Annotated in this window: 27 protein-coding genes; 21 read left to right on the forward strand and 6 right to left on the reverse strand. The window is 68.2% G+C overall.

Annotated elements, in window-relative coordinates; translation table 11 throughout:
- The first annotated feature begins 4 nt into the window (after positions 1-4).
- The 4 genes from AC5Y4S_RS20955 to AC5Y4S_RS20970 all read left to right on the forward strand — a co-directional run bounded on the left by AC5Y4S_RS20955 (position 5) and on the right by AC5Y4S_RS20970 (position 3559).
- Positions 5-2002, forward strand: coding sequence for a DUF7064 domain-containing protein (locus tag AC5Y4S_RS20955; RefSeq protein ID WP_500034522.1), 1998 nt, complete (start codon positions 5-7; stop codon positions 2000-2002).
- Positions 1999-2490 carry a gluconokinase gene (locus tag AC5Y4S_RS20960; RefSeq protein WP_500034651.1) on the forward strand — a complete coding sequence of 164 codons (492 nt, stop codon included), beginning with the start codon at positions 1999-2001 and terminating at the stop codon, positions 2488-2490. The genes AC5Y4S_RS20955 and AC5Y4S_RS20960 overlap by 4 nt, the downstream gene beginning before the upstream one ends.
- 88 nt (positions 2491-2578) lie before the next feature.
- The gene (locus AC5Y4S_RS20965; protein ID WP_500034523.1) at positions 2579-2968 is read left to right on the forward strand and encodes a TA system antitoxin ParD family protein; all 390 of its coding nucleotides are present in this window, start codon (positions 2579-2581) and stop codon (positions 2966-2968) included.
- Between the two features lie 12 nt (positions 2969-2980).
- The gene (locus AC5Y4S_RS20970) at positions 2981-3559 is read left to right on the forward strand and encodes an ATPase (protein WP_500034524.1); all 579 of its coding nucleotides are present in this window, start codon (positions 2981-2983) and stop codon (positions 3557-3559) included.
- 6 nt (positions 3560-3565) lie between these two features.
- On the opposite strand, the gene AC5Y4S_RS20975 is transcribed toward AC5Y4S_RS20970, so the two are convergent.
- Complete coding sequence (locus AC5Y4S_RS20975) at positions 3566-4546, reverse strand: DoxX family protein (RefSeq protein ID WP_500034525.1); 981 nt, start codon at positions 4544-4546, stop codon at positions 3566-3568.
- A 107-nt stretch (positions 4547-4653) separates the two neighbouring features.
- On the opposite strand from AC5Y4S_RS20975, the gene pncA reads away from it, so the two are divergent.
- The 3 genes from pncA (at position 4654) to AC5Y4S_RS20990 (ending at position 6782) form a co-directional block, all read left to right on the forward strand.
- Positions 4654-5214, forward strand: coding sequence for a pyrazinamidase PncA (gene pncA / locus AC5Y4S_RS20980; RefSeq protein WP_500034526.1), 561 nt, complete (start codon positions 4654-4656; stop codon positions 5212-5214).
- The gene (locus tag AC5Y4S_RS20985; RefSeq protein ID WP_500034527.1) at positions 5214-6038 is read left to right on the forward strand and encodes a ketosteroid isomerase family protein; all 825 of its coding nucleotides are present in this window, start codon (positions 5214-5216) and stop codon (positions 6036-6038) included. The genes pncA and AC5Y4S_RS20985 overlap by 1 nt, the downstream gene beginning before the upstream one ends.
- A gap of 111 nt (positions 6039-6149) precedes the next feature.
- The gene (locus AC5Y4S_RS20990; RefSeq protein ID WP_500034528.1) at positions 6150-6782 is read left to right on the forward strand and encodes a hypothetical protein; all 633 of its coding nucleotides are present in this window, start codon (positions 6150-6152) and stop codon (positions 6780-6782) included.
- 6 nt (positions 6783-6788) lie between these two features.
- On the opposite strand, the gene AC5Y4S_RS20995 is transcribed toward AC5Y4S_RS20990, so the two are convergent.
- Positions 6789-7148, reverse strand: a complete 360-nt coding sequence (locus tag AC5Y4S_RS20995; RefSeq protein ID WP_500034529.1) for a DoxX family protein — start codon at positions 7146-7148, stop codon at positions 6789-6791.
- A 169-nt stretch (positions 7149-7317) separates the two neighbouring features.
- On the opposite strand from AC5Y4S_RS20995, the gene AC5Y4S_RS21000 reads away from it, so the two are divergent.
- Genes AC5Y4S_RS21000 through AC5Y4S_RS21020 form a run of 5 tightly spaced genes read left to right on the forward strand, consistent with a single transcriptional unit; the run spans position 7318 to position 12459 of the window.
- Positions 7318-8313, forward strand: coding sequence for a sigma-70 family RNA polymerase sigma factor (locus AC5Y4S_RS21000; RefSeq protein WP_500034530.1), 996 nt, complete (start codon positions 7318-7320; stop codon positions 8311-8313).
- Entirely contained in the window at positions 8303-9625 is a 1323-nt protein-coding gene (locus AC5Y4S_RS21005) for an ABC transporter substrate-binding protein (RefSeq protein WP_500034531.1), read from the forward strand. Before AC5Y4S_RS21000 ends, AC5Y4S_RS21005 begins: the two co-directional genes overlap by 11 nt.
- Positions 9622-10548 carry a carbohydrate ABC transporter permease gene (locus AC5Y4S_RS21010; RefSeq protein ID WP_500034532.1) on the forward strand — a complete coding sequence of 309 codons (927 nt, stop codon included), beginning with the start codon at positions 9622-9624 and terminating at the stop codon, positions 10546-10548. Before AC5Y4S_RS21005 ends, AC5Y4S_RS21010 begins: the two co-directional genes overlap by 4 nt.
- Positions 10541-11377: a carbohydrate ABC transporter permease gene (locus tag AC5Y4S_RS21015; RefSeq protein ID WP_500034652.1), complete on the forward strand. Its 837-nt coding sequence runs from the start codon at positions 10541-10543 to the stop codon at positions 11375-11377. The genes AC5Y4S_RS21010 and AC5Y4S_RS21015 overlap by 8 nt, the downstream gene beginning before the upstream one ends.
- A gap of 2 nt (positions 11378-11379) precedes the next feature.
- On the forward strand, positions 11380-12459 hold the full coding sequence (locus tag AC5Y4S_RS21020; protein ID WP_500034533.1) for an ABC transporter ATP-binding protein: 1080 nt from the start codon (positions 11380-11382) through the stop codon (positions 12457-12459).
- A 4-nt stretch (positions 12460-12463) separates the two neighbouring features.
- Here AC5Y4S_RS21020 and AC5Y4S_RS21025 read toward each other — a convergent pair whose 3' ends face one another.
- Positions 12464-12751, reverse strand: coding sequence for a DUF3349 domain-containing protein (locus tag AC5Y4S_RS21025; protein WP_067156063.1), 288 nt, complete (start codon positions 12749-12751; stop codon positions 12464-12466).
- A 248-nt stretch (positions 12752-12999) separates the two neighbouring features.
- Here AC5Y4S_RS21025 and AC5Y4S_RS21030 point away from each other — a divergent pair, with 248 nt between their 5' ends.
- From AC5Y4S_RS21030 to AC5Y4S_RS21070, 9 genes are all read left to right on the forward strand, one after another.
- A complete protein-coding gene (locus tag AC5Y4S_RS21030) occupies positions 13000-13695 on the forward strand; it encodes a rhomboid family intramembrane serine protease (protein ID WP_500034534.1) in 696 nt (231 codons plus the stop codon).
- Positions 13695-15791: a glycogen debranching protein GlgX gene (gene glgX, locus AC5Y4S_RS21035; RefSeq protein WP_500034535.1), complete on the forward strand. Its 2097-nt coding sequence runs from the start codon at positions 13695-13697 to the stop codon at positions 15789-15791. Before AC5Y4S_RS21030 ends, glgX begins: the two co-directional genes overlap by 1 nt.
- Before the next feature lie 35 nt (positions 15792-15826).
- On the forward strand, positions 15827-16663 hold the full coding sequence (locus tag AC5Y4S_RS21040) for a DUF3097 domain-containing protein (RefSeq protein ID WP_500034536.1): 837 nt from the start codon (positions 15827-15829) through the stop codon (positions 16661-16663).
- Between the two features lie 324 nt (positions 16664-16987).
- A complete protein-coding gene (locus tag AC5Y4S_RS21045; protein WP_500034537.1) occupies positions 16988-17512 on the forward strand; it encodes an OsmC family protein in 525 nt (174 codons plus the stop codon).
- A 26-nt stretch (positions 17513-17538) separates the two neighbouring features.
- Positions 17539-18615 carry an acyl-CoA dehydrogenase family protein gene (locus AC5Y4S_RS21050; RefSeq protein ID WP_500034538.1) on the forward strand — a complete coding sequence of 359 codons (1077 nt, stop codon included), beginning with the start codon at positions 17539-17541 and terminating at the stop codon, positions 18613-18615.
- Between the two features lie 10 nt (positions 18616-18625).
- A complete protein-coding gene (locus AC5Y4S_RS21055) occupies positions 18626-19255 on the forward strand; it encodes an RNA polymerase sigma factor (RefSeq protein WP_500034539.1) in 630 nt (209 codons plus the stop codon).
- Positions 19252-19521: a hypothetical protein gene (locus tag AC5Y4S_RS21060; RefSeq protein WP_500034540.1), complete on the forward strand. Its 270-nt coding sequence runs from the start codon at positions 19252-19254 to the stop codon at positions 19519-19521. The genes AC5Y4S_RS21055 and AC5Y4S_RS21060 overlap by 4 nt, the downstream gene beginning before the upstream one ends.
- Positions 19518-20441: a formate/nitrite transporter family protein gene (locus tag AC5Y4S_RS21065; protein WP_500034541.1), complete on the forward strand. Its 924-nt coding sequence runs from the start codon at positions 19518-19520 to the stop codon at positions 20439-20441. The genes AC5Y4S_RS21060 and AC5Y4S_RS21065 overlap by 4 nt, the downstream gene beginning before the upstream one ends.
- 180 nt (positions 20442-20621) lie before the next feature.
- On the forward strand, positions 20622-21500 hold the full coding sequence (locus AC5Y4S_RS21070) for a universal stress protein (RefSeq protein ID WP_500034542.1): 879 nt from the start codon (positions 20622-20624) through the stop codon (positions 21498-21500).
- 38 nt (positions 21501-21538) lie between these two features.
- Here AC5Y4S_RS21070 and mhpA read toward each other — a convergent pair whose 3' ends face one another.
- From mhpA to AC5Y4S_RS21085, 3 genes are read right to left on the reverse strand one after another with little or no spacing between them, the layout of a single operon-like run.
- Positions 21539-23065 carry a bifunctional 3-(3-hydroxy-phenyl)propionate/3-hydroxycinnamic acid hydroxylase MhpA gene (gene mhpA, locus AC5Y4S_RS21075; RefSeq protein ID WP_500034543.1) on the reverse strand — a complete coding sequence of 509 codons (1527 nt, stop codon included), beginning with the start codon at positions 23063-23065 and terminating at the stop codon, positions 21539-21541.
- Entirely contained in the window at positions 23062-24006 is a 945-nt protein-coding gene (locus AC5Y4S_RS21080; protein ID WP_500034544.1) for a fumarylacetoacetate hydrolase family protein, read from the reverse strand. Before AC5Y4S_RS21080 ends, mhpA begins: the two co-directional genes overlap by 4 nt.
- On the reverse strand, positions 24003-25133 hold the full coding sequence (locus AC5Y4S_RS21085) for a VOC family protein (RefSeq protein ID WP_500034545.1): 1131 nt from the start codon (positions 25131-25133) through the stop codon (positions 24003-24005). Before AC5Y4S_RS21085 ends, AC5Y4S_RS21080 begins: the two co-directional genes overlap by 4 nt.
- Between the last annotated feature and the right edge of the window lie 58 nt (positions 25134-25191).

Here is a 25191-nt window from a genome sequence, read left to right on the forward strand (position 1 = left end):
CCTCATGCACGCCGACACCGAGCAAGTCATCGAGCGACCCGAGAACCTCACCGCCTCCTGGCTGGCCGCCGCGATCGGCTCCGGACCCATTGCCGAATTCGCCGTGGAACGCATCGGCACCGGACAGATGAGCGAGTGCTACCGCGTTCGGATCACCTATGTCGATTCCGAAGCCGCGGGGCCGGAGTCGGTGGTGCTGAAGGTCGCGGCCTCCGATCCGGTGAGCCGGCAGACGGGGTCTGCGCTGGGCCTCTACGAGCGTGAAGTCCGCTTCTACGGCGACATCGCGCCCCGCCTGGGCGGGCCGATAGCGCCGTGCTACCACGCCGCCGTCGACACCGCCACGGGCGTGTTCGACCTGCTGCTCGGTGACGCCGGGCCCGCCGTCGTGGGCGACGAAATCGCCGGTGCCACACCGGAACAGGCCCGCATCGGCGTCGTCGAGCTGGGGCGGCTGCACGGCCCGCTGCTCGGCGACCCGGCGCTGGCCGACGCGCCGTGGCTCAACCGCGAAACGCCGCTCAACCAGGCGATGATCGCGTCGCTGTATGCCGGCTTCGTCGATCGGTACGGCGACCAGATCGCGCCCGAGCACCGCGTCGTGTGCGAGCGCCTGGTCGCCGCGTTCGACGGTTACATCGCGGCCGAGTCGGAGCCCCACCGGATCCGGGGCCTGGTGCACGGCGACTACCGGCTGGACAACATGTTGTTCGGCACCGAAGGGGCCGACCGCGCGCTGACCGTCGTCGATTGGCAGACGGTTTCCTGGGGACCGGCATTCACGGACCTGGCGTACTTCCTCGGCTGTGCGCTGCGGGCGCAGGATCGTCGCGACCACTACGACGAATTCCTGCGCGCCTACCACGACGCGCTGGGCCCGCAGCCGCCCGTCAGCCTGGCCGAGGTCGCCGAAGGGGTTCGGCGCCAAAGCTTCTTCGGCGTGATGATGGCCATCATCTCGTCGATGCTGGTGGAGCGCACCGACCGCGGTGACCGGATGTTCATGACGATGTTGCAACGCAACTGCGCACACGTGCTCGACACCGATGCGTTGGCGACCCTGCCCGCCGCGACCAAGCCGGAGCCGCTGCGGCCGTCGGAGGACGACGAGCTCGCCCACGATCCGACCGACGAGCCGTTGTGGAGCGAGAGCTGGTACGCCGACTTCGCCGACGCGGCACAGGGATTGGGCGGCTGGTTTCGCCTCGGCCTGATCGCCAACCAGCAGCACGCCCTGGTGCACGTGCTGCTGTGCGGCCCCGACATGGCGACCGTCGCCGTCGACGCCGAGATCCCGCTGCCCGCGGACCCGTGGGTGTTGCGCACCGACGCCTTCGAGCTGGGCCACTCCACCGGCGTCCCGCTGCAGACCTATCGGGTCGACGTGCGCGCGCAGGCCCAGGCCTATCCGGATCCGTCGGCCTTGTTGCGCGGCGAGCCGGGCACTGAAGTCGAAATGGCGATGAATTTGGAGTGGGCCACCGACGGCGCACCGTACAAATACCGGCTGACGACCCGCTACGAAATCCCTTGCCGCGTCTCGGGAACCGTCACGATCGGTGACACCAGCTACCGCGTCGACTCGGTTGCCGGGCAGCGCGACCACTCGTGGGGCGTGCGCGACTGGTGGAGCATGGACTGGATCTGGAGCGCGCTGCACCTCGACGACGGCACCCATCTGCACGGCGTGAACATCCGCATCCCGGGCGCGCCCACGTTCAGCATCGGCTACGTGCAGGACGCCGCACACAACGTGACCGAGCTGGACACCGTCGCCTCGCGGGAATCCTTCGCGGACAACGGGTTACCGCTGAACGCGACCGTGGACCTGCGCCCCGGTGACATCACCGCGGACATCGAGGCGCGCGGGCACGCCCCGGTGCGCATGCTCGCCAAGGATGGGCGCGTGAGCCAGTTCCCGCGCGCCTGGGTCGGCGTCAAGACCGCGGACGGACGCAGCGGTGTCGGTTGGGTGGAATGGAACCGCAACCTCGCCGAATAGCGGCCGGGCTACCCGTCGTGGTGATGGGTGTCTCGGGATCGGGCAAGTCGACGGTGGGGGCGGCGCTGGCCAGACGGTTGGCGGTGCCCTTCATCGACGCCGACACCCTGCACCCGCCGGCGAACATCGCGAAGATGACCGCCGGTGAACCGCTGGACGACGACGATCGCCGGCCCTGGCTCGAACGCGTCGGGGAGTGGTTGGCCGACCACCGCGACGGCGCCGTGGCGAGCTGCTCGGCGCTCAAACGCAAATACCGCGACCAGCTCCGCGCCCACTGCCCCGAGGTCGAGTTCCTGCATCTGGCCGGTTCACCCGAACTGATCGGTGGCCGGCTGGCCGCGAGGTCGGGCCATTTCATGCCGGCCGCGTTGCTGCGATCCCAGTTCGACGCGCTCGAACCCCTCGGCGCCGACGAGCGGGGCAAAACCATCGACGCAAGCCAACCGGTCGAGGCGATCGTCGACGCCTACGTCGCGGGTGGCTGACCCAGGTACGCGAGCGCGACGTCCGCGCCGCCTCGTGTAGCATTGTGCTACATTCTGTTACGAAGTGCTGCAGGGGCGGAGGAAGGTCATGGCAGAGGCTCTCGATCGCGTCACGCGCGTGGCCGCGGACCTGATGGACAGCGCGGCGTCCGAGGGCGCCCGCCAGAGCCGTTCGGCCAAGCAGCAACTCGACCATTGGGCGCGGGTCGGTCGGGCGGTATCCAGTCAGCACACCAGCTCCCGGCGGCGGGTGGAGGCGGCGTTGGCCGGTCACTTGGCGACCGGCGACCTCACCGTCGAGGAGGGCGTCGTGTTCAACGCCGAGATCTCGGCCGCCATCGAGGAAAGCCTGGCGCGCACCAATTACGGGGCGGCGCTGGCCGGGCAGGGGATCACCACGGTGGCCCTCAACGACGCCGGTGAGATCGTCGAGCACCGGCCCGACGGCACCGAGGTGGTGCTTTCGGACAAGCGCTGACCGCGCGGGACGATGAACCGCCTGGACCTGGTGGTCGGGCCGAACGGCGCCGGCAAGTCGACATTCATCGCGTTCACCCTCTCGCCGCTGTTGCCCCGAAGCCTCGTCGTCAACGCCGACGAGATCGCCCGCCAGCGCTGGCCCGAGGACCCCGCCTCGCACGCGTATGACGCCGCGGAAATCGCCGCCGGCACGCGCGCCAAGTTGATCGAGCTGGGCAGGTCTTTCATCGCGGAGACCGTCTTCTCGCATCCCTCGAAGCTGGAGCTGATCCGCAGCGCGCACGGCGAGGGCTTCACCGTCGTCCTGCACGCGCTGCTCGTCCCGGAAGACCTTGCCGTCGAACGGGTTAGGCACCGGGTGGCGGCCGGCGGACACCACGTACCCGAGGACAAAGTCCGTCAGCGGCACCGCCGGTTGGGGGCACTCGTCGCGGGCGCCATCGCCCTATCGGACATCGCGACCGTCTACGACAACACTCGCCTGCGCGGCCCACGCATCGTCGCCCAATTCAGCGGCGGCGAGGTGGTCGGCTCGCCCGACTGGCCGCAGTGGGCACCGAAGGAGCTGTCGGCACGCTGGCCGAACTGAATGCGGTTACCAAAGGCGCCGGCGGCGACGAGTCGGGAGCCCGTCGCCCACCCGGTCCCGGGCGGTGTCGGCCAGTTCGCTGCCGCGCGCGGCCGCCGTGTTGGCCAACTCGATGCCGCGCAGCCGCGCGATCTCGGCGAGCTCCGCGCCGCGGTCCCGCGCCTCTTCGGCGAGTTCCTCGCCGCGTTTGCGCGCCTTCTTCGCCAGGGGTGCGCTCTTTTCGGCGGCCGTGCTGGCGAGTTCTTCGCCGCGTTTGCGGGCCTTCTTCGCCAGGGGGGCGCCCTTCTCCGCGGCAGTGCTGGCCAGTTCGCGGCCGCGTTCGAGGGCGGCCTCGGCGTACGGGGCGCCTCGTTCGGCGGCGGTGCTGGCGAGTTCGCGGCCGCGTTCGAGGGCGGCCTCGGCGTACGGGGCGCCCCTTTCGGCGGCGGTGCTGGCCAGTTCGCGCCCGCGCTCGGCGCCGACCTGCAGGCCGTGCACGATCTTTTCGCCAAGTTCGCCGTCGTCAGACCCGGGCAGCGCCGACGACACCCGCTCGGAGAGCCGTTCCGCGGCCCGACGGCCCCGCCAGCCCAGGGACGGCTTGCCCGCCGTATCGGCGGACGCGATGATCAGCCCGCCCACCAGGCTGAGGTCGGTCAGAAAGTCCTTGCGCTTCTGGGCTTTCAGCTGCGGGTCGCTCTCGCTCCAGAACATGTGCGCGCCGAGGTTGGCGGGCAGCACGGTGAAGGCAAGCGCGGCCGAGGCGACGCGGGGCGCCTTGCCGATGGCGAGCAGCAAGCCGCCGCCGATCTGGACGGCCGCATTGATCTGAGCGAACGTCTGGGGGTCGCTGGGGATGCTGCTCCCCACCGGATCCGGCAGGGCGCGAAGACCGTCGACCGCCGGCGCCGCGGCTTCGGCCGCCGGCTTGGGATTGAGCAGCGAGTCGATTCCCTGGCCGATGAACACCGCCGACAACAGGGGCCTCGCGATTCTGCGGATCAACATGGCAGCTGGGTTACCCGGCCGACCGGGCGGCAAACCGCCGGGAGCCGCGCCCAGTCAAAGGTCCTGCTCGCGGCCGCCAGATCAAGCCCGGCGATAGGGTGGAGCGCGTGCGGGCGTTGATCGTCGTCGACGTGCAAAACGACTTCTGCGAGGGCGGCTCGCTGGCTGTGGATGGTGGTGCGGCGTTGGCTTCCGCCATCACCGGGTACCTCGCCGACGAGCCCGGTTACGACCACGTCGTCGCGACCGCGGACTTCCACATCGATCCCGGCGACCATTTCTCCGACCGCCCGGACTACCGGTCGTCGTGGCCCCCGCATTGCGTCGCGGACAGCCGCGGCGCGCAGTTTCACCCGGGCCTCGACACCCGCCGCATCGAGGCGGTGTTCCGCAAGGGCGACTACGCCGCGGCGTACAGCGGCTTCGAGGGCGTCGACGACGAGGGGACCCCACTGCTCGAATGGCTGCGTCGGCGCGGGGTCGACGAGGTCGACGTGGTCGGCATCGCCACCGACCACTGCGTGCGGCGGACCGCCGAGGACGCGGCGAGGGCCGGCCTGACCACCCGGGTGCTGGTGGGTCTGACCGCGGCCGTGGCGGCGGACTCGGCAGCGGAAGCGCTGAGGGAGATGCGGACCCTCGGCATCGAGCTGGTTGGCGGCCCGTGATGGTGGTGCCACTGGATCGCGAGCACCTGCTCGCCGCGGTGGAACGCTCGCCGCAGGCCGCCGCGGCGCACGACCGCGCCGAATGGGTGGGGCTGTTCACCGGCGACGGCCGCATTGAAGACCCGGTGGGATCGCGCCCACACGTGGGGCATTCGCAGATCGGCCGCTTCTACGACACCTTCATCGGCCCCCGCGACATCAAGTTCCACCGCGACCTCGACGTCGTGGTGGGCACCGCGGTGCTGCGCGACCTCGAGCTCGAGGTGTCGATGGGCTCGAGCGTGACCTCGAACGTGACCTCGAACGTGACGATGTACATACCCGCCTTCCTGCGTTACGACCTCCGAGAAGACAACGGCGAGTGGAAGATTGCGCACTTGCGGGCCTACTGGGAATTGCCGGCGATGATGCTGCAGTTCCTGCGGGCCGGGTCGCGGGCGGCGTCGCCCGCCGTGGCGCTGTCGCGTGACTTGTTGGCCAATCAGGGATTCGGGGGGACCGCGGGCTTCCTGGCCGGATTCCGCCGCCCCGGCGCGCGGCGCAAGCGACTGGCGGAGGCCTTCCTCGGCGCGGTCGCCCGGAAGGAGACATCCGCGGCTGTGCGTGCGCTGTCGCTAAGGGCCGCAATAACTTTGGGCGACAACGACCGGCTCGATCTCGCCGAACTCTCCGAACAGCTCGACGGGGCCGCCTGGGCCAAGGTGATCGGCGCCGGGACCACCGTCGCGGCCTCGGTCAGCTCGGCCCACGGGCGCGGCGTCGTGCTCGTGGACGTGGCCTGGCCGGGAAACGTGATCGACCGGATCCGGTACTTTCCCGCCTGAGGACTCCGCCCTTCCTCGGACCGTTGAAGTTAGCCAGTGCCGGATGCTTCTATGTCTTGCCAGGCAAGTGATACTGCCGTAGAAATAGCTGTCACTGAATGGAGGCGGGCAATGGATGTGGTGCGGATCGTCGGCGTGGGAGTTGCATTCACCGCCGTCCTGACGGTGGGAACGGCCTGCACGGTCACCACCACGACATCTTCGTCGAGCTCGTCCAAGCCGACGTCGTCCACCACGACGCCGTCGAGTTCGGCGACATCGACCACCACGTCGAGCACGCCGTCCGGCGTTGCGCCGCTGGGCGACTACACCTACTTGCTGCTGCAGGCGAGCGACATCGGACCCGACACCGCGACCATCGCACCCCCCGTGCAGAACCCCGGCGGTATCGCCGGAGCCGGCGTGACGTACGCCAACCCCGATCGGACGCGCAGCATCGACGACCTCGTCGTGGTGTTCACCGATCCGGCGACCGCCGCGCAGCAGGCCAAGGAGCGCGCGTCGTCCTACGGCAAATACGTGACCGGGGCCCCGCAGCCGTTCGAGGTCGGGACCAACGGCCTGATCGCGGTGGGGACGTCGCCCGACAACTCCAAATCGGTGACATATGTGACGTTCGCCGAGGGGAGGGTGGGTGTCGACCTGGAGTTCGACAGCGCCCCCAACGATCCCGCCCCGCGCGACGTCGTGCTCGACATGGCCCGCAGGCAAGACCAGCTCATCAAGGACCGGTTGCCCGCCTAGCGGGGTTCAGCGCGCCACCATCAACGCCAGCGTGGCCGCCGACAGGCACAGGTAGGCGCCGGGAAACGCGATGTTGTAGAAGACGCGCGCCCGCAGGTGAGTAACCACCGCGCCGACGAAGAACAGCACCAGGCCGATGGCGGCCGCAATCCCCAACGCGCGCAGGCCCACCAGCCCGACAACCAGCCCGGCGGCCCCGGCCAGCTTGATCACCGCCAGTGGCCGCAGCCACGAGCGCGGCACCCCGACCTCGGCCGAGTTCGCCAGGACGAATCCGGCGGGAATCAGGTCGGCCACCGCTATTGCGGCGGTGACGACGCCGGTTGTCAGCGTGATCACGATGTACGTGGTATGGATGTTCGTCATCTGCTCCAACCCCTTGTCCTACATGGTTTTTCCGCGGCGGCGAGCCGGATGGCCGCGCCGCGCGTCGCGGCGCACAATCGGTAGGGTCATGGTGCTGGTCTCCTTTGCGACAGAGAGTTCGATGGATGCGTTCACCGTCTTGACGACTCCCACGCGGAAAAGGTGACCCATGAGCGCACCAAAGGATCTGGCGGATCTCGCGCAACGGTTCGACGAGGATCGACGACACCTGAGGTCGGTCGCATTTCAGCTGCTCGGCTCGGTGGCCGACGCCGACGACGCCGTCCAGTCGGCGTGGCTGAAGGCCAGCGGCACGGCCTTTGACGGCATCCGCAACCTCACCGGCTGGTTCACCACGATCACCGCCCACGCGGCCATCGACCAGCTCCGGGCGCGGGGGCGGCGCGCCGAGCAACCGCTCGGCGATCCCACCGACCTCGACCGGCTCACGGGGACCGCGGCCGCCCCGGCGGACGAGGACGCGCTGCTGGCGGACGCGGTCGGCAGCGCCATGCTCGTCGTGCTCGACCGGCTCTCACCCGCGGAGCGGGTGGCGTTCGTGCTGCACGACGTGTTCGCCATGCCGTTCGAGGAGGTCGCCGGCCTCCTGGACCGCTCGCCGGCCGCGGCGAAGAAGCTGGCAAGCCGGGCCCGGGCACGCCTGCACGCCCGTCCGGCGATCGAACCGGCCCGTGCGGCCGAGCACCTAGCGGTCGTCGAGGCGTTTCTGGCGGCGTCCCGCGGCGGCGATATCGCCACCCTGCTCGAGCTGCTGGCGCCCGACGTGGTGCGCCGGGTCGATGCGGCGCTGGTCCCCGCTGACGTGCCCACCGAAGTGCGGGGGGCGAGGGAGGTCGCCGAGGAGACCCGCCGGTTCACCCGCCGCGCGCGGACGGGCGTGGTGCTGCTCATCGACGGCGTCCCGGGCATCGTCCTCGCGCCAAGCGGTCGCGCGCGGGCCATGCTTCGGATCGGCGTCGGCCCGGACAACCGCATCCACACCATCGACATCACCGGCGACCCCGGCCGGCTGCGCCGGGCCGTTTTCGCGCTGCCGAGTGAGCCGCCGCGCCAACACCTCAGCCCGATCGGGCGCCAGGGAGGTCCCAAACGGCCGGCGGCGGGGGCCGCTGCCGGGCAACATCGGGAGCACCATGCTCGATAAGCCGTTCGGCCGGCGAAGTCTGCTGCGGGGAGCCGGTGCGCTCACCGCGGCGTCGCTGGCACCCTGGGCGGCCGGCTGTGCCCCCGACGACGACGCGCTGACCTTCTTCTTCGCGGCAAACCCGGACGAGCGCGACGCGCGGCTGCGCATCGTCGACGAATTCCAGCGCCGCCACCCCGACATCAAGGTTCGGGCGGTGCTGTCCGCGCCGGGCGTGATGCAGCAGCTGTCGACGTTTTGCGCGGGCGGTAAATGCCCCGATGTGCTCATGGCGTGGGAGCTGACCTACGCCGAACTGGCGGCTCGTGGGGTGTTGCTGGACCTCAACACGATGCTCTCCCGGGACCAGGCCTTTGCGGCGGAACTCAGGTCCGACGGCATCGGCGCGTTGTACGACACCTTCACGTTCGACGGCGGCCAGTACGCCCTGCCGGAGCAATGGTCCGGAAACTATTTGTTCTACAACAAGCGGCTCTTTGCCGAAGCCGGGGTGCCCCCGCCGCCGGGAACCTGGGAACGGCCCTGGACTTGGACCGAATTCCTCGACACCGCAACCGCGCTCACCAAGCGAGACGGATCGGGGCGAGCCCGGCAATGGGGCTTCGTCAACATGTGGTTCTCGTACTACTCGGCCGGGCTGTTCGCCATGAACAACGGCGTACCGTGGGCCACCCCGCTGAAGAACCCGGCCCACTTCAACTTCGGCGACGACGCCTTCATCGAGGCGGTGCAGTTCTACGCCGACCTGGCCAACAAGCACAAGGTCGGGCCCAATGCATCCGAGGTGCAATCGATGTCCACCCCGGACCTGTTCGCGGCGGGCAGGGCGGCGATCGCGATGGGCGGCCACTGGCGCTATCAGACGTTCATCCGGGCCGAGGGCCTGGATTTCGACGTCACCTCGTTGCCGGTTGGCCCGCGCCGGCAAGGGCAGCCGGCGCGCTCCAACATCGGTTCCACCGGACTGGCCATCTCCGCGAGCAGTCCGCGCAAGGCGCAGGCCTGGGAGTTCGTGAAGTTCGCGACCGGACCCGTCGGGCAGGCGTTGATCGCCGAATCCAGCCTGTTCGTGCCGGTGCTGCGGTCCGCGCTCGACTCGGCCGGATTCGCCAAAGCCCACCGGAACGTCGGCAACCTCGCCGTGCTCACCCAGGGACCGGCGTATTCCGACGGGTTGCCGGTTACCCCGGCGTGGGAGAAGATCGTTGCCCTGATGGACCGCAACTTCGGGCCCGTGCTGCGTGGATCCCGGCCGGCGACGTCGCTGACCGCGCTGCCGCCCGCGCTCGACGAGGTGCTGCGCACCTCATGACATCGGTCGACACGCCCACGGCGCCCGGTCCCTCCCGGCGACGCGCCCGCGCCGGTCGCCTGTTCGTCGCGCCCAACCTCGCCGCGGTCGCGGTGTTCATGTTGTTTCCGCTCGGCTTCTCGCTCTACATGAGCTTTCAGCAGTGGGACGTCTTCAGGCCGCCGAAATTCGTGGGGCTGAAGAACTTCCAAGAGCTGTTCACCTCTGACCCGCTGTTTCTGATCGCCATCCGCAACACCGTGATCTTCACCCTCGGCACCGTCGTGCCGACCATCCTGGTCAGCCTCGTCGTGGCCGGCGTGCTGAACCGAAAGGTCAAGGGCATCGGTGTTTTCCGCACGATCGTCTTCCTGCCGCTGGCCATCTCGTCGGTGGTGATGGCGGTCGTGTGGCAGTTCGTCTTCAACACCGACAACGGGCTGCTCAACATCATGCTCGGCTGGGTCGGGATCGGGCCGATCCCATGGCTGGTCGACCCCAAGTGGGCCATGGCCTCGTTGTGCATCGTCAGCGTCTGGCGCAGCGTGCCGTTCGCCACCGTCATCCTGCTCGCGGCGATGCAGGGGGTTCCCGAAAGCGTCTACGAGGCGGCCAGGATCGACGGCGCGGGCGAGGTACGCCAATTCGTCTTCATCACGGTGCCGCTGATCCGGGGGGCGATCTCTTTCGTGGTGGTCATCTCGATCATCCACGCGTTCCAGGCGTTTGACATGGTCTACGTCCTCAACGGCGCGAACGGTGGGCCCGAAAGCGCCACCTATGTGCTGGGCATCATGCTGTTCCAGCACGCGTTCTCGTTCCTGGAATTCGGCTACGCGTCGGCGCTGGCCTGGGTGATGTTCGCGATCCTGCTGGTGCTGACCGTCGTGCAGTTGCGCCTGGCGCGGCAGCGTTCTTTGGAGGCTTCCGGTGGTCTTGGCTGAGCGGGTGTTCAAGCGCAACGTGTTTCGCGCTGTCCTCGTGTACACGGCGCTGACCGCGATCGCGTGGTGCTGGCTGTTCCCGATCGCGTGGGCCGTGTCCGGCTCACTGAAAAGGGAAGGCGAGGTGACCGAGCCCAGGCTGTTGCCGGCCCATCCGCGGTGGTCCAACTACACCGAGGTGTTCTCGCTGATGCCGTTCTGGCGCATGTTCTTCAACACCGTGCTGTACGCCGGGTGCGTCACCGCCGGGCAGGTCTTCTTCTGCTCGCTGGCCGGATACGCGTTCGCGCGACTGCAGTTTCGCGGCCGGGAGGCGTTGTTCGTCCTATACCTGGGCACGCTGATGGTGCCGCTGACCGTCACGGTGATCCCGCAGTTCATCCTGATGCGGACCCTGGGCTGGGTGGACACGCCGTGGGCGATGATCGTGCCGGGCTTGTTCGGCAGCGCCTTCGGCACCTATCTCATGCGGCAGTTCTTCCGCACGCTGCCAACCGATCTCGAGGAGGCGGCGATCCTGGACGGTTGTTCCCCATGGCAGATCTACTGGCGCATCCTGCTGCCGCACGCGCGGCCGGCGGTGCTGGTGCTCGCGGTGCTCACCTGGGTCAACGTGTGGAACGACTTCCTGTGGCCGCTGCTGATGATTCAGCGCAACAGCCTGGCGACCCTGACGCTCGGCCTGGTCAGGCTGCGCGGCGAGTACGTCGCCCGCTGGCCGGTGATCATGGCCACCTCCATGCTGATCATGGTGCCGCTGGTCGTCATCTACGCCTTCGCCCAGCGCTCCTTCGTCCGGGGCATCGCCGTCACCGGAATGAACGGATAGCCATGGCGTCGGTCAGTTTCGAGCAGGCGACGCGGCGCTATCCGGGCACGGATCGACCCGCCCTGGACGGCCTCGATCTCGACGTCGGGGACGGCGAATTCGTCGTCCTGGTCGGGCCGTCCGGCTGTGGCAAGACGACCTCGCTGCGGATGGTGGCCGGACTGGAAACGCTGGACGCCGGGCGCATCCGGATCGGGGACCGCGACGTGACCAACGTCGACCCCAAGGATCGCGACGTGGCGATGGTCTTTCAGAATTACGCGCTCTACCCGCACATGACGGTGGCGCAGAACATGGGCTTCGCGCTCAAGATCGCCAAAACCCCGAAAGCCGAGATCCGCGAGCAGGTGCTGGCCGCGGCGAAACTGCTTGACCTGCAGCCGTATCTGGATCGCAAGCCCAAAGACCTGTCCGGCGGGCAGCGCCAGCGGGTCGCGATGGGCCGTGCGATCGTGCGGCGCCCGCAGGTCTTCCTGATGGACGAGCCGTTGAGCAACCTCGACGCCAAACTGCGCGTGCAGACCCGCAACCAGATCGCCGCGCTGCAGCGGCGGCTCGGCACCACCACCGTGTACGTCACCCACGACCAGGTGGAGGCCATGACCATGGGGGATCGGGTCGCCGTCCTGTGCGACGGGGTGCTGCAACAGTTTGCGACACCGCGCGAGCTCTACCGCAACCCCGAGAACGTCTTCGTCGCGGGGTTCATCGGGTCCCCGGCGATGAACCTGTTCACCCTCCCCGTCGTCGACTCCTCGGTTTCGCTGGGGGACTGGCCGATCCGGGTCCCGCGCGAGATCGGCGGCGCCGCAGACGAGGTCGGCCAGATCGTTGTCGGGGTCCGCCCCGAACACTTCGAACTGGGCGGCCTCGGCGTCGAGATGGAAGTGGACGTGGTCGAGGAGCTCGGCGCGGACGCCTATCTCTACGGCCGAATCACGGGTTCGGGCAAGGTGATCAGCCAGCCCGTCGTGGCGCGCGCCGACGGGCGTCACCCACCGGAAAAGGGCAGCCGCGTGCGCCTACACCCCGAACCCGGGCACTTGCACTTCTTCGGCACCGATGGCCGAAGGATTTGTTGAGCGGCTATGCGCTGGCGCAGCCGATCGCGTGCAGCCGACGCTGCACGCGCGCGATGTCATCGTCGGAGGGCATCGCGTTGGTGACGTGCGTGATCGCCACCCCGACGTCGGCGCTGCTGATCGGCGCACATCTGCGCATGATGAGTTCTCTTGTGATGGTGTTGATCTCGTCGTTCGAGACGCGCCGGTGCGACAAAGCCGCCAGCGGCGCGTAACCGGTCGCCGGCATGCCGGTGGGGTACCCGGCGCGCAAAAAAGCGACAATGCTCGACACCCAATGGGACAGGTCCATAACGTCCACCTCGCTCACCGCCACACGCTGTGCATTAGCGGCACTTAGCAACCTAGCAGCGGCAACGCAATCAGCCCGGTAAGGCCACGCAGTTACTTACGACAATTTATGGATTTCTCATGCTTACGGCCGAATCCTTAACAGATTCGAGGCGTGGATGCTGTTATCCGAAACAATGACTATCGCGCTCCCGAGCGCGACGATTGTCTCGCCAAGACCCGCGCCGAATGCCAAAGGGAGTCGCCCGGATGATCCCCTATTCCGACGGTATCCCGGCCCGCAGGTTTCCCATCGTGAACTCCACGCTGATCGCGATCAACTTCGCGGTGTTTCTGTTCTACGAATTGCCGAACGGGGATGCCGCGATTGACCGGGCGTCGTTTTATCCGTGCAACGTCGACGGTGCCTGTCACGTCGGCGTCCCCTGGGGGCTCGGCTGGATCACGGCGATGTTCCTCCATGCCGGCTGGGATCACATCCTCGGCAACATGCTGTTTCTGCTGATCTTCGGCAAGAACGTCGAGGATGCTTTCGGACGGCTCGGCTACCTACTCCTGTACTTCGCCGGGGGGTTCGTCGCCACCATGACGCAGACGGCCATGACCCTGCTCTTCGGCTCGGCCTCCGATGCGCGAGTACCGGCACTCGGTGCCAGCGGCGCGATCGCGGCCGTGCTGGGCGCTTATCTGGTTCTCTACCCGAGCTCGCGTATCAGCACCTTCATCGGGTGGATCCCGGTCGGCATCCCCGCCTGGGTGTTCCTGGGTGGCTGGTTTCTCTACCAGTTTTTCGAGGGCAACTCCTCGCTCGTCCAACCCAAGGCCGGCGGCAGCGGCGTCGCTTTCTTCGCCCACGTCGGCGGATTCGTCTTCGGTTTCCTGGTAACGCGAGTGTTGGTGGGTGCCGATCGACTCGCGGTTCGGCAGCCCCAGGGGAGTGGATGATGACACCGAAAATCGTGCCGGGCCGGCCCGAAACGCTCGGCGCCACACCCGATGCCGGGGGCACCAACTTCGCGGTCGCCTCCGGCGGTGACGAGGTGACGCTGTGCCTGTTCGACGCTGACGGAGCCGAGACGCAGCTGGTGATGCCCGACCGCGACGGCGACGTCTGGCACGGCTTCGTGCCGGGCATCGGGCCGGGACAGGCCTACGGATTTCGGGTCGCCGGCCCCTTCGACCCCGGTCGCGGGCTGCGCTACAACCCGGCCAAGCTACTGCTGGACCCCTATGCGCGCGCAATCGCGGGCGATGTGCGCTTCGGACCGGAGGTCGTCGGTCACTCGCTGGAAACCCCCGCGGCGCCAAGCCCTCTGGACTCGGCACAGCATGTGCCGCGCAGCCTGGTATGTGCGGCGCTCCCGCCGCTAACCGCACCCAAGCCCCAGCACGCGCTCGCCGACAGCATTCTCTACGAGGTTCACGTTCGCGGATTCACCGCCAGCCATCCGCGCGTTCCCGAAGAACTACGCGGTACCTACGCGGGCCTTGCCCACGATGCGGCACTGCAACACCTGACCGACCTTGGCGTCACCGCGGTGGAACTGTTGCCCGTCCACCGCTGCGTGCCCGAGCAGTTCCTCGTCGAGCGGGGCCTGACGAACTACTGGGGGTACAACACAATCGGGTTCTTTGCGCCGCAGGCGAACTACTCGGCCGCGGCGCGCGCCGGCCAACCGGGCGCCGAAGTCGAAGAATTCCGCGCCATGGTCGACGCCCTCCATGCCGCCGGTTTGGAAGTGATTCTCGACGTGGTGTTCAACCACACGGCCGAGGGCGGAGCGGGCGGGCCGACCCTGTCCTTCCGCGGGCTCTACAACCCCGCCTACTACCGGCTCGTTCCGGGCGACCCGAGCAGCTACTACGACACGACCGGGACCGGCAATTCGTTGAACACCGGCAATCCCACGACGCTGCGGTTGATCATGGACTCCCTTCGCTATTGGCTGTCGCAGATGGGCGTCGACGGCTTTCGGTTCGACCTGGCCGCCACCCTCGGCCGCGGGGGTGGCGCCTTCGACCCGGTGTCCGCCTTCTTCGATGTGATCGGTCAAGACCCGGTGATTTCGCGGGCAAAGCTCATCGCCGAACCCTGGGACGTCGGTCAGATGGACAGCTACGAGGTGGGCCGATTTCCGCCGCTGTGGAGCGAATGGAACGGGCGCTTCCGCGACACCGTCCGCGACTGGTGGCGCAGCCACGACGGGGTTCTGGCGGACTTCGCGTCCCGGCTGTGTGCCTCGTCGGACATCTACGGCGATCGTGCCGAGGGGCGACGCCCGAGCGCATCGGTCAACTTCGTCACCGTGCACGACGGGTTCACACTGCGCGACCTCGTCTCCTACGACCAGAAACATAACGAGGCGAACGGCGAGAACAACCGCGATGGCACCGACGACAACCGGTCATGGAACTGCGGGATGGAGGGGCCGACCGACGATCCCGATGTGCTGGCGCTGCGCGCGCGCCAGCAGCGCGCGTTCCTGCTGACCCTGTTGCTGTCCGGCGGGGTTCCGATGCTGCTGGGTGGCGACGAACTCGGCCGCACCCAGCGCGGCAACAACAACGCCTATTGCCAGGACAACGAGATCACCTGGTTCGACTGGTCCGCGCGCGACGACGACCTCATCGGGTTCACCACCGACCTCATCGCGTTGCGCCGCCGTCACCCCGTGTTCCGCCGGCGCCGCTTCCTCATCGGCCCGGCCGCCGCGGACCTGCGCTGGTTCACGCCGGCCGGCGCGGATATGACCCCCCAGAATTGGGCGGATCCCCTCGCGCGCAGCATCGCGTTGTTCATCGACGGCACAACGGATCCCGACGTCGCCCCCGATGGCACGCCGATGGTCGACGACGATTTCCTGGTATTCGTCAACGCCTGGTGGGAGCCGTTGACGTTCTCCCTTCCGGCAGATCTTGCGCTCCTGCCGTGGGACATCGTGTGCGACTCCTTCGACCCCGGGCGAACCGGACCCGCCGGGCAACAGCTGGAGGTCGGGCCGCGGTCCGCGGTGGTCCTGCGATCCGCTGGCGCGCCGTAACCCCGATCGGCCGCAACGCTTCCTAGTATTGCCGGGTGGTCGATCGCTACGGAACGGATCTCCTCGCCTCGGGTCGGCGCAAACCCCGCTCGACGGAGCACCCGGCCGAGCCCGGCCTGGTGGTCGAGGACGTCGAAACCGGCTACGTCGGGGCGGTGGTGCGGGTCGAATACGGCCGCGTCTACCTGGAGGACCGGCACGGTCACACCCGCGGCTTTCCGCTCGGCCCAGGCTTTTTGCTCGAGGGCCGCCCGGTGATCCTCACCTCACCGCGCCGCGCGGCGCCCGCTGCCGCGGGCAGGACGGCGTCCGGCTCCGTCGCGGTGCCCGGCGCGCGCGCCCGGGTCGCCCGGGCCGGCCGGATCTACGTCGAGGGCCGCCATGACGCCGAACTGATCGCACAGGTGTGGGGCGACGACCTGCGCATCGAGGGCGTCGTCGTCGAGCATCTCGGTGGCATAGACGATCTGGTGGGCATCGTGGCCGAGTTCGCGCCCGGCCCCGGGCGCCGGCTCGGGGTGCTCGTCGATCACCTCGTCGCGGGTTCGAAGGAGACCCGGATCGCCGAGGCGGTACGCCGGGGGCCGGGCGGCCGCGACACCCTGGTCGTCGGCCACCCCTACGTTGACATCTGGCAGGCCGTGAAGCCGCAGCGGCTCGGCCTGGCGGCCTGGCCCGAGGTCCCGCGGAACATCGAGTGGAAGCACGGCGCGTGTGCGGCGCTCGGCCTGCCGCACAACAACCAGGCCGACATCGCCCGGGCGTGGCGGCGCATCCGCTCGAGCGTGCGCGACTGGAACGACCTGGAACCGGCGCTCATTGGCCGCGTCGAGGAACTCATCGACTTCGTCACGCAACCGCCCGGGCCCTGAACCTTCCGACGGAAAAGATCCGCGGGATTTTATTCGCGCGCCGAACAAGCCCGGCGGGCCCGACCTGCTCGACGCATGCTGAGGTCCCCACCGACTAGCTACCTCCGCGCGGCGGCACCCGGCCGAGGAAGCCCACGACACCGGGCAGAGTCGGTTCATCCGGGCAACACCGTGTCGGTGCGCGCGGTCGTCGGTGGCCGCGCTTTTCGGGCAACCGAAGTGCCGCCTCGTCGGTGGGTCGCGAGCGCGCCCGCCGTCACGCATCGGTTCCTAAGAGCACTAAATCCGTGGAGAGCCAAACACCGCGGGAAACGGAGGACGTTCATGACCGACGCGCTCGTCATCGATGCCGAAGGGCTCGACCGGCTGTCGTGTAATGCCAAGGCCAACCCCGACACCGGCAAGAAGACGCTGAAGGCCAAGACGGTCTGTGAAGCGGGGTTCCGCAACATGACCTACGTGCGCGGTCTCGCGCCGATGCTGGTGGGAGAACCGCCGGCGCTGCTGGGCGACGACTCGGCGCCCAACCCGTCGGAAACGGCCCTGGCGGCCCTGGGGTCGTGCGTGTCGGTTGGCCTGCTCGCCAACGCCACCCACCGCGGGGTGACCCTGACCAAGATCGAGGTCGAGATGGAGGGCGACATCGACATCTCCGCGGTCTGGGGGGTGGGCGACACCCCGGAGGGCAAACGCCTCGGCTTCAGCGCGGTTCGCTGCAAGGTCACCCTCGCCGGCGATGCCGACGACGCGACCCTCAAACAGATCCACGACAACGCGATCGCCTGGTCGCCCGTGGTCAGCACCTTCCGCAACCCGGTGACCGTGGACTCGACGCTGGTCACCGAATAGGCATCGTGACAAAGGGATTTAGTGAAATGACGGCGACGTTGGACCCCGCGGCCGGCCGGTTGGACCTCGAACTGTTGGAGGACATCCGCGCCCACGCGGGGGCGTTGGACCGCGGCGAGCACCACTCGCGCCGCAGTTTCGCTGCGCTCGGGGCGGCCGGCCTGCTGGGGATCGGCGCGCCGGGCAACGCCGACGGCAGGCTGCCCGAGATGGCGGACGTCGTGCGGCGGATCTCCGCGGAGTGCATGAGCACCGGTTTCTCGGTGTGGGCGCATCGGATGGCGCTGGAGTACTTGCTCACCGCCGCAACGCCTTTCAGCATCGCGGCGGCGCGGCCGCTGCTGGCCGGAACCGCGCCGGGGGTCACCGCCATGGCATCGGCCTTCAAGGAAGCGGCGGGCTGCGGTGGCCTCGATCTTACGGCCGCACCGGTCGACGGCGGTTACGAATTGTCCGGTCCGATCAGGTGGGCCAGCAACCTCTACCCGGACTCGACGATGGTCACCGCCGCGCGGACCGACGCCGGCGAAAAACTCATCGTGGCACTGCCGTTGGGCACAGCCGGGGTCGTCGTAGGGGAGCACTTCGACCTGTTGGCACTGGGGAGCACGGCGTCGTCGTATCTGAATCTGCAGTCCGCGTACGTTCCCGCGGAGCAGGTGTTGTCGCGCGACTTCGATGGGTTTCTGCGCACGGTCCGCCCGACCTTCCTTGTCTTGCAGTCGGCCATGTGCCTGGGGCTGGCGAGAGCCGCGGTGGAACAGAGCAGGCTGGGGCTGACGGGGGTCAACGCCGTCTTCGCCGCGGAGGTCGAACGCGTCGCGGAGCAGCTCGCCTCGGCGGAGGCGACGTTGGCCAGGTTGGCGGCAGCGCTCGGCGGGGCTGAGGCGTCACAGACGCCGACGAAGAAAGAGCTGCTGTCGCTGCGGCTCACCGCGGCCGAACTTGCCGGCGCCAGTGCGGATCTGGAGATCCGGACCGCCGGGGGCAAGGGCTACGCCAGTAGGACCTCGGCAAGTCGGCGATACCGGGAAGCAGCGTTCATTCCCGTGCAGTCCCCGTCGGAAGCGCAACTGCGCTGGGAACTTGCCAGATGCTCCTGAGTGAGGGGCGATGGTGACTCCAGTCGCGCTGCCCCCCGAGGGCGCCGAGTCTGAACACCTGGTCGGCGGAATTCCGCTGGCCAATTTGGTGCGAGACTTCCACCGGCCGATGGTGAACTTCGCTCGCACCATGGTCAATTCGACGACGGTGGCCGAAGAAGCGGTCCAGGAAGCATGGGTGCAGGTCCTGCAGTCGTCCGGTTCGTTCGAGGGACGTTCCTCGGTGCGCACCTGGTTGTTCGGGATCGTCAAGAACACCGCATCGCGGTACCGGCGGCGTGAGTCGCGGATCCGCGACCACGAGGTCCTGGCAGCCGCTGACGCTGAAGCCGTCGATCCACTGGCGGGTCGCATGCACCCCGTCGGTCACCCCGACGCCGGGCACTGGAGCTCGCCGCCGTCGCATCGCTTCCTGCCCGAGGACCAAACGGTGGCAGGCGAACTCGTCGGGCTCGTGCGCGCCGCGCTGGATGCGTTGCCGGAGCGGCAGAAACAGCTGATCATCCTGCGCGACCTCGTCGGCGCATCGGCCGAAGAGGCGGCCGGCATCCTTCAGCTGTCCGCTGAGGCACAGCGCGCCCTGCTCTACCGCGCCCGTGGAAACCTCCGAAATGAATTGGAAAGGCGGTATCAACGATGACCGTCTACGACAACACCGTCCCCGCCATCGACTGCGTCGACTTCGTGCGGCTCGTCGACGAACTCGTCGATTCCGATCCCGCGGGATGGGGCCCGATCGTCGCCAAGCACCTCGAGGACTGCCCCCCGTGCCTGGTCTATCTGCAGCAGATGCTCGACCTCAAGATCCTGCTCAACCACGTTTTCGAGGGGGAGAAGCTCAGCGACGAGCACGTTGCCGGGGTCATCAACGCGATCCACGACTTCAAGAAAGGCCGACACGAATGACGATCGACACGCAAGCGCCGCAGTTGGAAAGGCAAGTCACGGCGGGAGACACGCTGGTCTCCTTGTCTTCCGCTACGCCCAGCGCCGCGACCCAGGGCCCCACCGAGGATCCGTTCGAGCCGCTGAGCGTGGGCGCGATGGTGGACCGGGTGGCCGCCATGGCGGTGGAAAAGGCCGCACATCCGTTGGCGTTCTTCGTCCGTTCCGTGGTCGGCGGCGCGATGGTGGCCTTCGGGGTGCTGCTCGCGCTCGTCGTGAGCACCGGTGTGAAGACCCCGGGCGTGGCGAGCCTGCTGATGGGCCTGGCGTTCGGCATGTCCTTCGTGCTGATCCTGGTGTCGGGCATGTCGCTGATCACCGCGGACATGGCCGCGGGGCTGCTTGCCGTGCTGAAACGCACCATGAGCGTTCGCGGCTACGCGTGGCTGGTTGGCGTCGGCCTCATCGGCAACATCGCCGGTGCGTTTGTGTTCGTCACGCTCTGCGGCGCCGCCGGCGGCCCGTATCTGGGTGCCTTCGCCGAGCGCGCGGCAACCGTCGGCGCCCTGAAGGCCGGCCAACCGGTCGGCACCGCGCTGTTGCTGGCCGTGGTGTGCACCTGGTTCCTGCAGACCGCCATGTGCATGTTCTTCAAGGCCCGCAGCGACGTCGCCCGGATGGCGTTCGCGTTCTACGGGCCGTTCGCGTTTGTGATCGGCGGCACCCAGCACGTGATCGCGAACGTCGGCTTTCTCGGGCTTCCCTTGTTGCTCAACCTGTTTCATCACGCCGCACCGCGCGCCGGCATCAGCTGGGGCTTCGGCCACGACGGCTTGCTCACCAACATCGGTGTCACCACCGTGGGCAATCTGATCGGCGGCACCGTCTTCGTGGCGTTGCCCTTCTGGATCATCGCGCGGCTTCAGCGTCGCCAAACCTGAACGGCCCTCGATTAACGAATGAATGGGCGGTTACCGCTGGACGACTTCCGTCGGCTAAGTCAGCTAACTGCCCCAATGGGTTTCACTGACTGTCCTCCGTCCCAGGTTGTTGAGGACTAAAGCCTCACGACCGACACCCCCGCCTCCCGATAGCGTCGCTGGTGACGAAGGGAGAACCAAGTGTCTGAATCCGTGAAACGCCTGGGCATCGTCGTCGCGGTCGACGGCGCGCCCGCAGCGAACACCGCCGCGTGCTGGGCGGCACGCGAGGCGACGATGAGAAACGTTCCGCTGACCGTCGTCCACGCGGTGGCGACGCCCACCGCGACCTGGCCGCCGGTCCCGTACCCCGAGTCTCTGGCGGTACGGCTCGAGGACGACGGCAAGAAGGCCATCATACACGCCATCAAGATCGCGGAGGACGCGATGCCGGAGGACGGAAAGGTCGCCATCGGACGGGAATTGGTGTACGCCGCCCCGGCGACCACCCTGATCGAAATGTCCAATGACGCGGAAATGGTCGTTGTGGGCACCTCCGGACGGGGCTTGCTGGCCCGCGGCGTGCTCGGTTCGGTCAGTGCGACCGTGGTGCGGCACGCCAGTTGTCCGGTGGCGGTCGTCCGTGACGAGGATTTACCGGACCTGAACGCTCCCGTCCTGGTGGGCATCGATGGCTCTCGGACGTCCGAACACGCGACGGAGCTGGCTTTCGACGAGGCGTCTCGTCGGGGCGTCGACCTGGTCGCGTTGCACGCATGGAGTGACGTCACGACCGAGGTGCCGTTCTTGGATTGGGCGACCGTGGAGGAGGAGGGGCAGCGCAGCCTCGGCGAAGCCTTGGCGGGCTGGGCAGAACGCTATCCGGACGTGACGGTCCGACGCGTGATCGTGCGCGACCGGCCGGCGCACCACCTCATCGAAGCGGCCGAATCCGCGCAGCTTGTCGTGGTGGGCAGCCACGGCCGAGGCGGTCTCACGGGGATGCTGCTGGGCTCCGTCAGCAACACGCTCCTGCACTCGGTCCGCATTCCGGTGATCGTCGCCAAGCCGGCTCATTAAATCCGCGCCGTCCTAGCCGCCCCTTTTACCGCGAGCGTTCAGTCGGCGTGCAGGACGGTGGCGGCCCACGCACATAGCGCCGCCTGGTCGCGGCCCGCGCGCATGACGGTCCGGTCCGGGCGCACCAACGCCGCGGTGGCTCGGCCACCGCGCAGCCACGAGTCGAGCCCGCCGCCGGGCTCGGCAACCACGACGGCGACGCCGCGGCGCCCGAGGAGCGCTTGCTCCTCGGCGCCAGGGAGACTCGTGGTGATCAGTGCGAACCCGGTGCCGATGACGTCGTCGAGCCGCTGACCGTTGGGCAGCAACGGGTTCGGGGACAGGGTGCCGGCGAGCTGGCCCGGCCGGCGGGATTTGCGCACCAGCGCGGAAGCCCGCAGCGGCGGGGTGGTCGAGTCGACCACCTTGTCGCGCAGGCCGGGGATCAGCCGCAGCCTGGGCAGCACCAGGCGACGCGCGAGATCGCCGGCGCGGCCGCCGCCGGTCATCGCCCAGCCGACGCCCAGCGCAAGGTGGATCATGTGCCGGGTATGCGGCTTGCGTTCCTGCTCATAGGAATCCAGAACGCTTGCATCGAGGGTGCCATGGTGGACCGCGGCGATCTTCCAGGCCAAGTTGGCGGCGTCCCGCATTCCGGCGCACAAGCCCTGCCCGACGAACGGGGGAGTGAGATGCGCCGCGTCACCGAGGATGAAGACGTTGCCGCGGCGCCAGCGATCCGCGATCTGCGCCCGGAACGTGTACTCCGTAACCCGCAAGAGCGTCATCTCGGAGTCGGCAACCTCGGCGATCCAGGACGCGATCAATGGTCGCAATGACTCCAACGTGCCGAACTGCTCGGCGCTTTCGCCGTCCAACAATCGGAACTCCCACCGGTAGCGGCCCGCTCCGATGCGCATGTAGGTCCCGGCGCGCACCTTGTCGCACACCTGGTGGACGCCGTCCCATTGGTGCAGGTCGGAGTCGCTGGCGATGTCGACCACGAGCCACCGCTGCTCAAACTTCAAATCCCGCATGGCCGAGCCGATTTCGGTGCGCACGATGCTCTTGGCGCCGTCACAGCCCAACACGTAGTCTGCGTCGACGTGGTGCACACGGCCGTCGGTTATGTCGGTGAACGTGACTCGGGCCCCCGGTCCGCTGTCGCTCACTGCGGTGACCTCGACGTTCCCGCGCAACTGGGCGTTCGGATACCGCTTGAGGTTCGCGCGGAGCAGCGCCTCGAACTCCGGTTGGTCGAACATGTTGGCCTGCGGAAAACCGTTCCGGCTTTGGGAGGGCTCGCGGTGGAACTCGCCGAGCACCCGGAACCGGTTGTCCACCAAGCGCAATCCGAGGGTGGGCCGCGAAATCGTGGCGAACTCGTCGGCCATGCCGAGCCGTGCGATGATGCGATAGATCTCGTCGTCCAAGTGCACGGCGCGCGGTTGCGGGTACACGTCGGGCCAGCGGTCGAGGACAAGGCTGTCGACCCCACCCTGCGCCAGCAGGGTGGCGGCCGTGATCCCGGTCGGTCCGGCGCCGACGATCACCACCGGAACATGCGGAACAACGTTGTCGCTCATTTGAATCGAACCTCGTTGCGCTGTGCGCCGAGGTCGATGGCCCCGTCGTCGGTGGCCACCGAAGCCTCCACGACGTCGCCGTCGTTGAGGTACTTGGGGTTGCCGGCCTGACCTTTGAAGAACATCTTCCATTTCACCGCGGGCGGCAACAGGTTCGAGATGATCTGCACCGGCTTCGGCGGGGCACTGAGCGCGGTGCCGACCGGGGTGCCGGTGAGTACCAGGTCGCCGGGAGCGAGTTCCTGAAACTGGGTGAGCGATTGCAGCGCTTCCAGCGGCCGATACAGCATGTCGCCCTCGACGAGCGCGTTTTGCCGCTCCTGGCCGTTGACGCTCAGCCGCAGCCGCAGGTCGCCGAACCGGTTGAGCTCTTCGGCGGTCAGCAGCACCAGCTCCGGACCGACCGGCGTGAACGTCGGGTACGACTTGGCCTCGTAGAACTGGGTTTGGGGAAGCTGGATGTCGCGCGCGGAAACATCGTTCGTCACCGCCAGCCCGGCGATGAATTCGGCGAGGTTGTCCTCGGAAATGGTTGCGCCGATGGGGACTTCGCGGCCGATGACCAGCCCGATCTCCACCTCGTAGTCGAGGAACCTGACGTGCGGGGGTTTGACGATCTCGTCGAACGGACCGGTGATCGACGCCGACGCCTTGCGGAAGAAGGTCAGCGGAATGGACGCCGGGTCCATGCCGGCGTCCTTGACGTGCGACGCGAAGTTGGTCATCTGCGCGATCACCCGGCACGGGCGGGTGATGGGGGAGACCAATGGCAGGCTGTCCAGCGCGACGGGCTCGCCGCCGGCGGCCGCGATGGCGGCGCGGTCGGCCAGCAGGGCCGCGGTACTGGTGGCGTCGGTGTCGATCTTCACGGCGCCGTCCGGGGTCTTGAGCCACCAGGCGGGGCCGGCTTCAGAGGCGGTGCGCAGCACGGAAATTGTCATGAGGTGGGTACTTTCAGTAGGCCGGCGAGGCGGTTGACATCGAATTCGTTGCGTGCGCGTAGCGCGGTGATCATCGAAATCACTTCGTGGCGCGCGGATTTCAGGTCCGTTCCGAGGAAGTCCTTGGTCGCCGGCGGCCCCCACTGGGCCAGTCCGGACGCGGTGAAGGCCGCCCAGCCCGGGTCCAGGGTGTTGTCGAAGAGGTCGCCGTCGGTGAAGTGCTCGACCAGGAATCCGTCGGGATCGCGCCAGTAGTCGAAGATTTGACTGCCCTGGATGTGCCTGCCGATTCCCCAGGATCGGACATAGCCACGGTCCTTCAGGTATTCGCCGCCGGCGGCCAGCGCGTCCAGGTCGCTGACCTGGTAGGCCGAGTGCACGTAACGGTTGGCCGGCCCGAGCGCCAGCGCCAGCGTGTGGTGATCGGCGGGGGTCGATCCTCGATCGCAGCGGATGAAGCTCATGGTCGGTCCGCGGCGGCGCTGGCCCGGGAAGTACAGAAAGTCGCTGACGATCATCCCCAGGTTGTCGAGGTACCAGTTCAGCGTCTCGAGATACTTCGTCGACTGCAGCACCAGGTGCCCCAGCCGCTCGATGCGTGCGGGCACGCGCGGGGGGCGCTGGCCGGCGTTGGTTCGCCGCACGCCGCAGCCGAAGTTGAGGGCGTGGACCGGCTGGCCGGGCAGCTCGGGCAACTCGTGCATGCCGGCGACGACGCGCACCGGCATGCCGCTGGGATCGACCAGGTCGGCCGACAGGCCGCCGATGGTCTCCGGCAGCGCCCGCACGGGAGCACCGGATGCGTCGGCGAGCCGCAGCACGTCGGCCTCGTCGCAGGCCCGGAAGGCCACGCCGGTGAAGCGCGTGCGCGGGCCCCGGCGCAAGATCACGCACGGTCCGCCCGCGCGGGTGCCACGCAGGTGTAGGTCGTCGGGGTCGTTCCGCGCGGTCTGGAAGCCAAAGGCCCGGGCGAACGCCTCGGCGCGGGTCAGGTCGGGTTTGTCGAACTCCAACCAGGCGATGTCGGCGACCTTGATCACCGGATTGCTGGACCGGCCCGGGTGCTCGCCGCGCAGCGCGCCTTTCTCGCTGTGCAGATTTTGGTGGGGGTTTTTCGTCAGATTCATCGCCATCTCCAGGTAACTGACGAAATCGTCACATATCCGGGGCGCGCCGTCAAGATCT

The sequence above is a fragment of the Mycobacterium sp. NGS64 genome (assembly GCF_059812245.1).

What these genes read in the sequence shown, in the direction of transcription:
- AC5Y4S_RS20990 (WP_500034528.1), top strand. Translation starts at nt 6,150, where the DNA reads ATGGATGTGGTGCGGATCGTCGGCGTGGGAGTTGCATTCACCGCCGTC.
- AC5Y4S_RS20955 (WP_500034522.1), top strand. Translation starts at nt 5, where the DNA reads ATGCACGCCGACACCGAGCAAGTCATCGAGCGACCCGAGAACCTCACC.
- AC5Y4S_RS21050 (WP_500034538.1), top strand. Translation starts at nt 17,539, where the DNA reads ATGACGGCGACGTTGGACCCCGCGGCCGGCCGGTTGGACCTCGAACTG.
- AC5Y4S_RS21065 (WP_500034541.1), top strand. Translation starts at nt 19,518, where the DNA reads ATGACGATCGACACGCAAGCGCCGCAGTTGGAAAGGCAAGTCACGGCG.
- AC5Y4S_RS21085 (WP_500034545.1), bottom strand. Translation starts at nt 25,133, where the DNA reads ATGAATCTGACGAAAAACCCCCACCAAAATCTGCACAGCGAGAAAGGC.
- AC5Y4S_RS21055 (WP_500034539.1), top strand. Translation starts at nt 18,626, where the DNA reads ATGGTGACTCCAGTCGCGCTGCCCCCCGAGGGCGCCGAGTCTGAACAC.
- AC5Y4S_RS20985 (WP_500034527.1), top strand. Translation starts at nt 5,214, where the DNA reads ATGGTGGTGCCACTGGATCGCGAGCACCTGCTCGCCGCGGTGGAACGC.
- AC5Y4S_RS21005 (WP_500034531.1), top strand. Translation starts at nt 8,303, where the DNA reads ATGCTCGATAAGCCGTTCGGCCGGCGAAGTCTGCTGCGGGGAGCCGGT.
- AC5Y4S_RS21045 (WP_500034537.1), top strand. Translation starts at nt 16,988, where the DNA reads ATGACCGACGCGCTCGTCATCGATGCCGAAGGGCTCGACCGGCTGTCG.
- AC5Y4S_RS20965 (WP_500034523.1), top strand. Translation starts at nt 2,579, where the DNA reads ATGGCAGAGGCTCTCGATCGCGTCACGCGCGTGGCCGCGGACCTGATG.
- mhpA (WP_500034543.1), bottom strand. Translation starts at nt 23,065, where the DNA reads ATGAGCGACAACGTTGTTCCGCATGTTCCGGTGGTGATCGTCGGCGCC.
- AC5Y4S_RS21000 (WP_500034530.1), top strand. Translation starts at nt 7,318, where the DNA reads ATGAGCGCACCAAAGGATCTGGCGGATCTCGCGCAACGGTTCGACGAG.
- AC5Y4S_RS21010 (WP_500034532.1), top strand. Translation starts at nt 9,622, where the DNA reads ATGACATCGGTCGACACGCCCACGGCGCCCGGTCCCTCCCGGCGACGC.
- glgX (WP_500034535.1), top strand. Translation starts at nt 13,695, where the DNA reads ATGACACCGAAAATCGTGCCGGGCCGGCCCGAAACGCTCGGCGCCACA.
- AC5Y4S_RS20970 (WP_500034524.1), top strand. Translation starts at nt 2,981, where the DNA reads ATGAACCGCCTGGACCTGGTGGTCGGGCCGAACGGCGCCGGCAAGTCG.
- AC5Y4S_RS21030 (WP_500034534.1), top strand. Translation starts at nt 13,000, where the DNA reads ATGATCCCCTATTCCGACGGTATCCCGGCCCGCAGGTTTCCCATCGTG.
- AC5Y4S_RS20975 (WP_500034525.1), bottom strand. Translation starts at nt 4,546, where the DNA reads ATGTTGATCCGCAGAATCGCGAGGCCCCTGTTGTCGGCGGTGTTCATC.
- AC5Y4S_RS21060 (WP_500034540.1), top strand. Translation starts at nt 19,252, where the DNA reads ATGACCGTCTACGACAACACCGTCCCCGCCATCGACTGCGTCGACTTC.
- AC5Y4S_RS21025 (WP_067156063.1), bottom strand. Translation starts at nt 12,751, where the DNA reads ATGGACCTGTCCCATTGGGTGTCGAGCATTGTCGCTTTTTTGCGCGCC.
- AC5Y4S_RS21020 (WP_500034533.1), top strand. Translation starts at nt 11,380, where the DNA reads ATGGCGTCGGTCAGTTTCGAGCAGGCGACGCGGCGCTATCCGGGCACG.
- AC5Y4S_RS21080 (WP_500034544.1), bottom strand. Translation starts at nt 24,006, where the DNA reads ATGACAATTTCCGTGCTGCGCACCGCCTCTGAAGCCGGCCCCGCCTGG.
- AC5Y4S_RS20995 (WP_500034529.1), bottom strand. Translation starts at nt 7,148, where the DNA reads ATGACGAACATCCATACCACGTACATCGTGATCACGCTGACAACCGGC.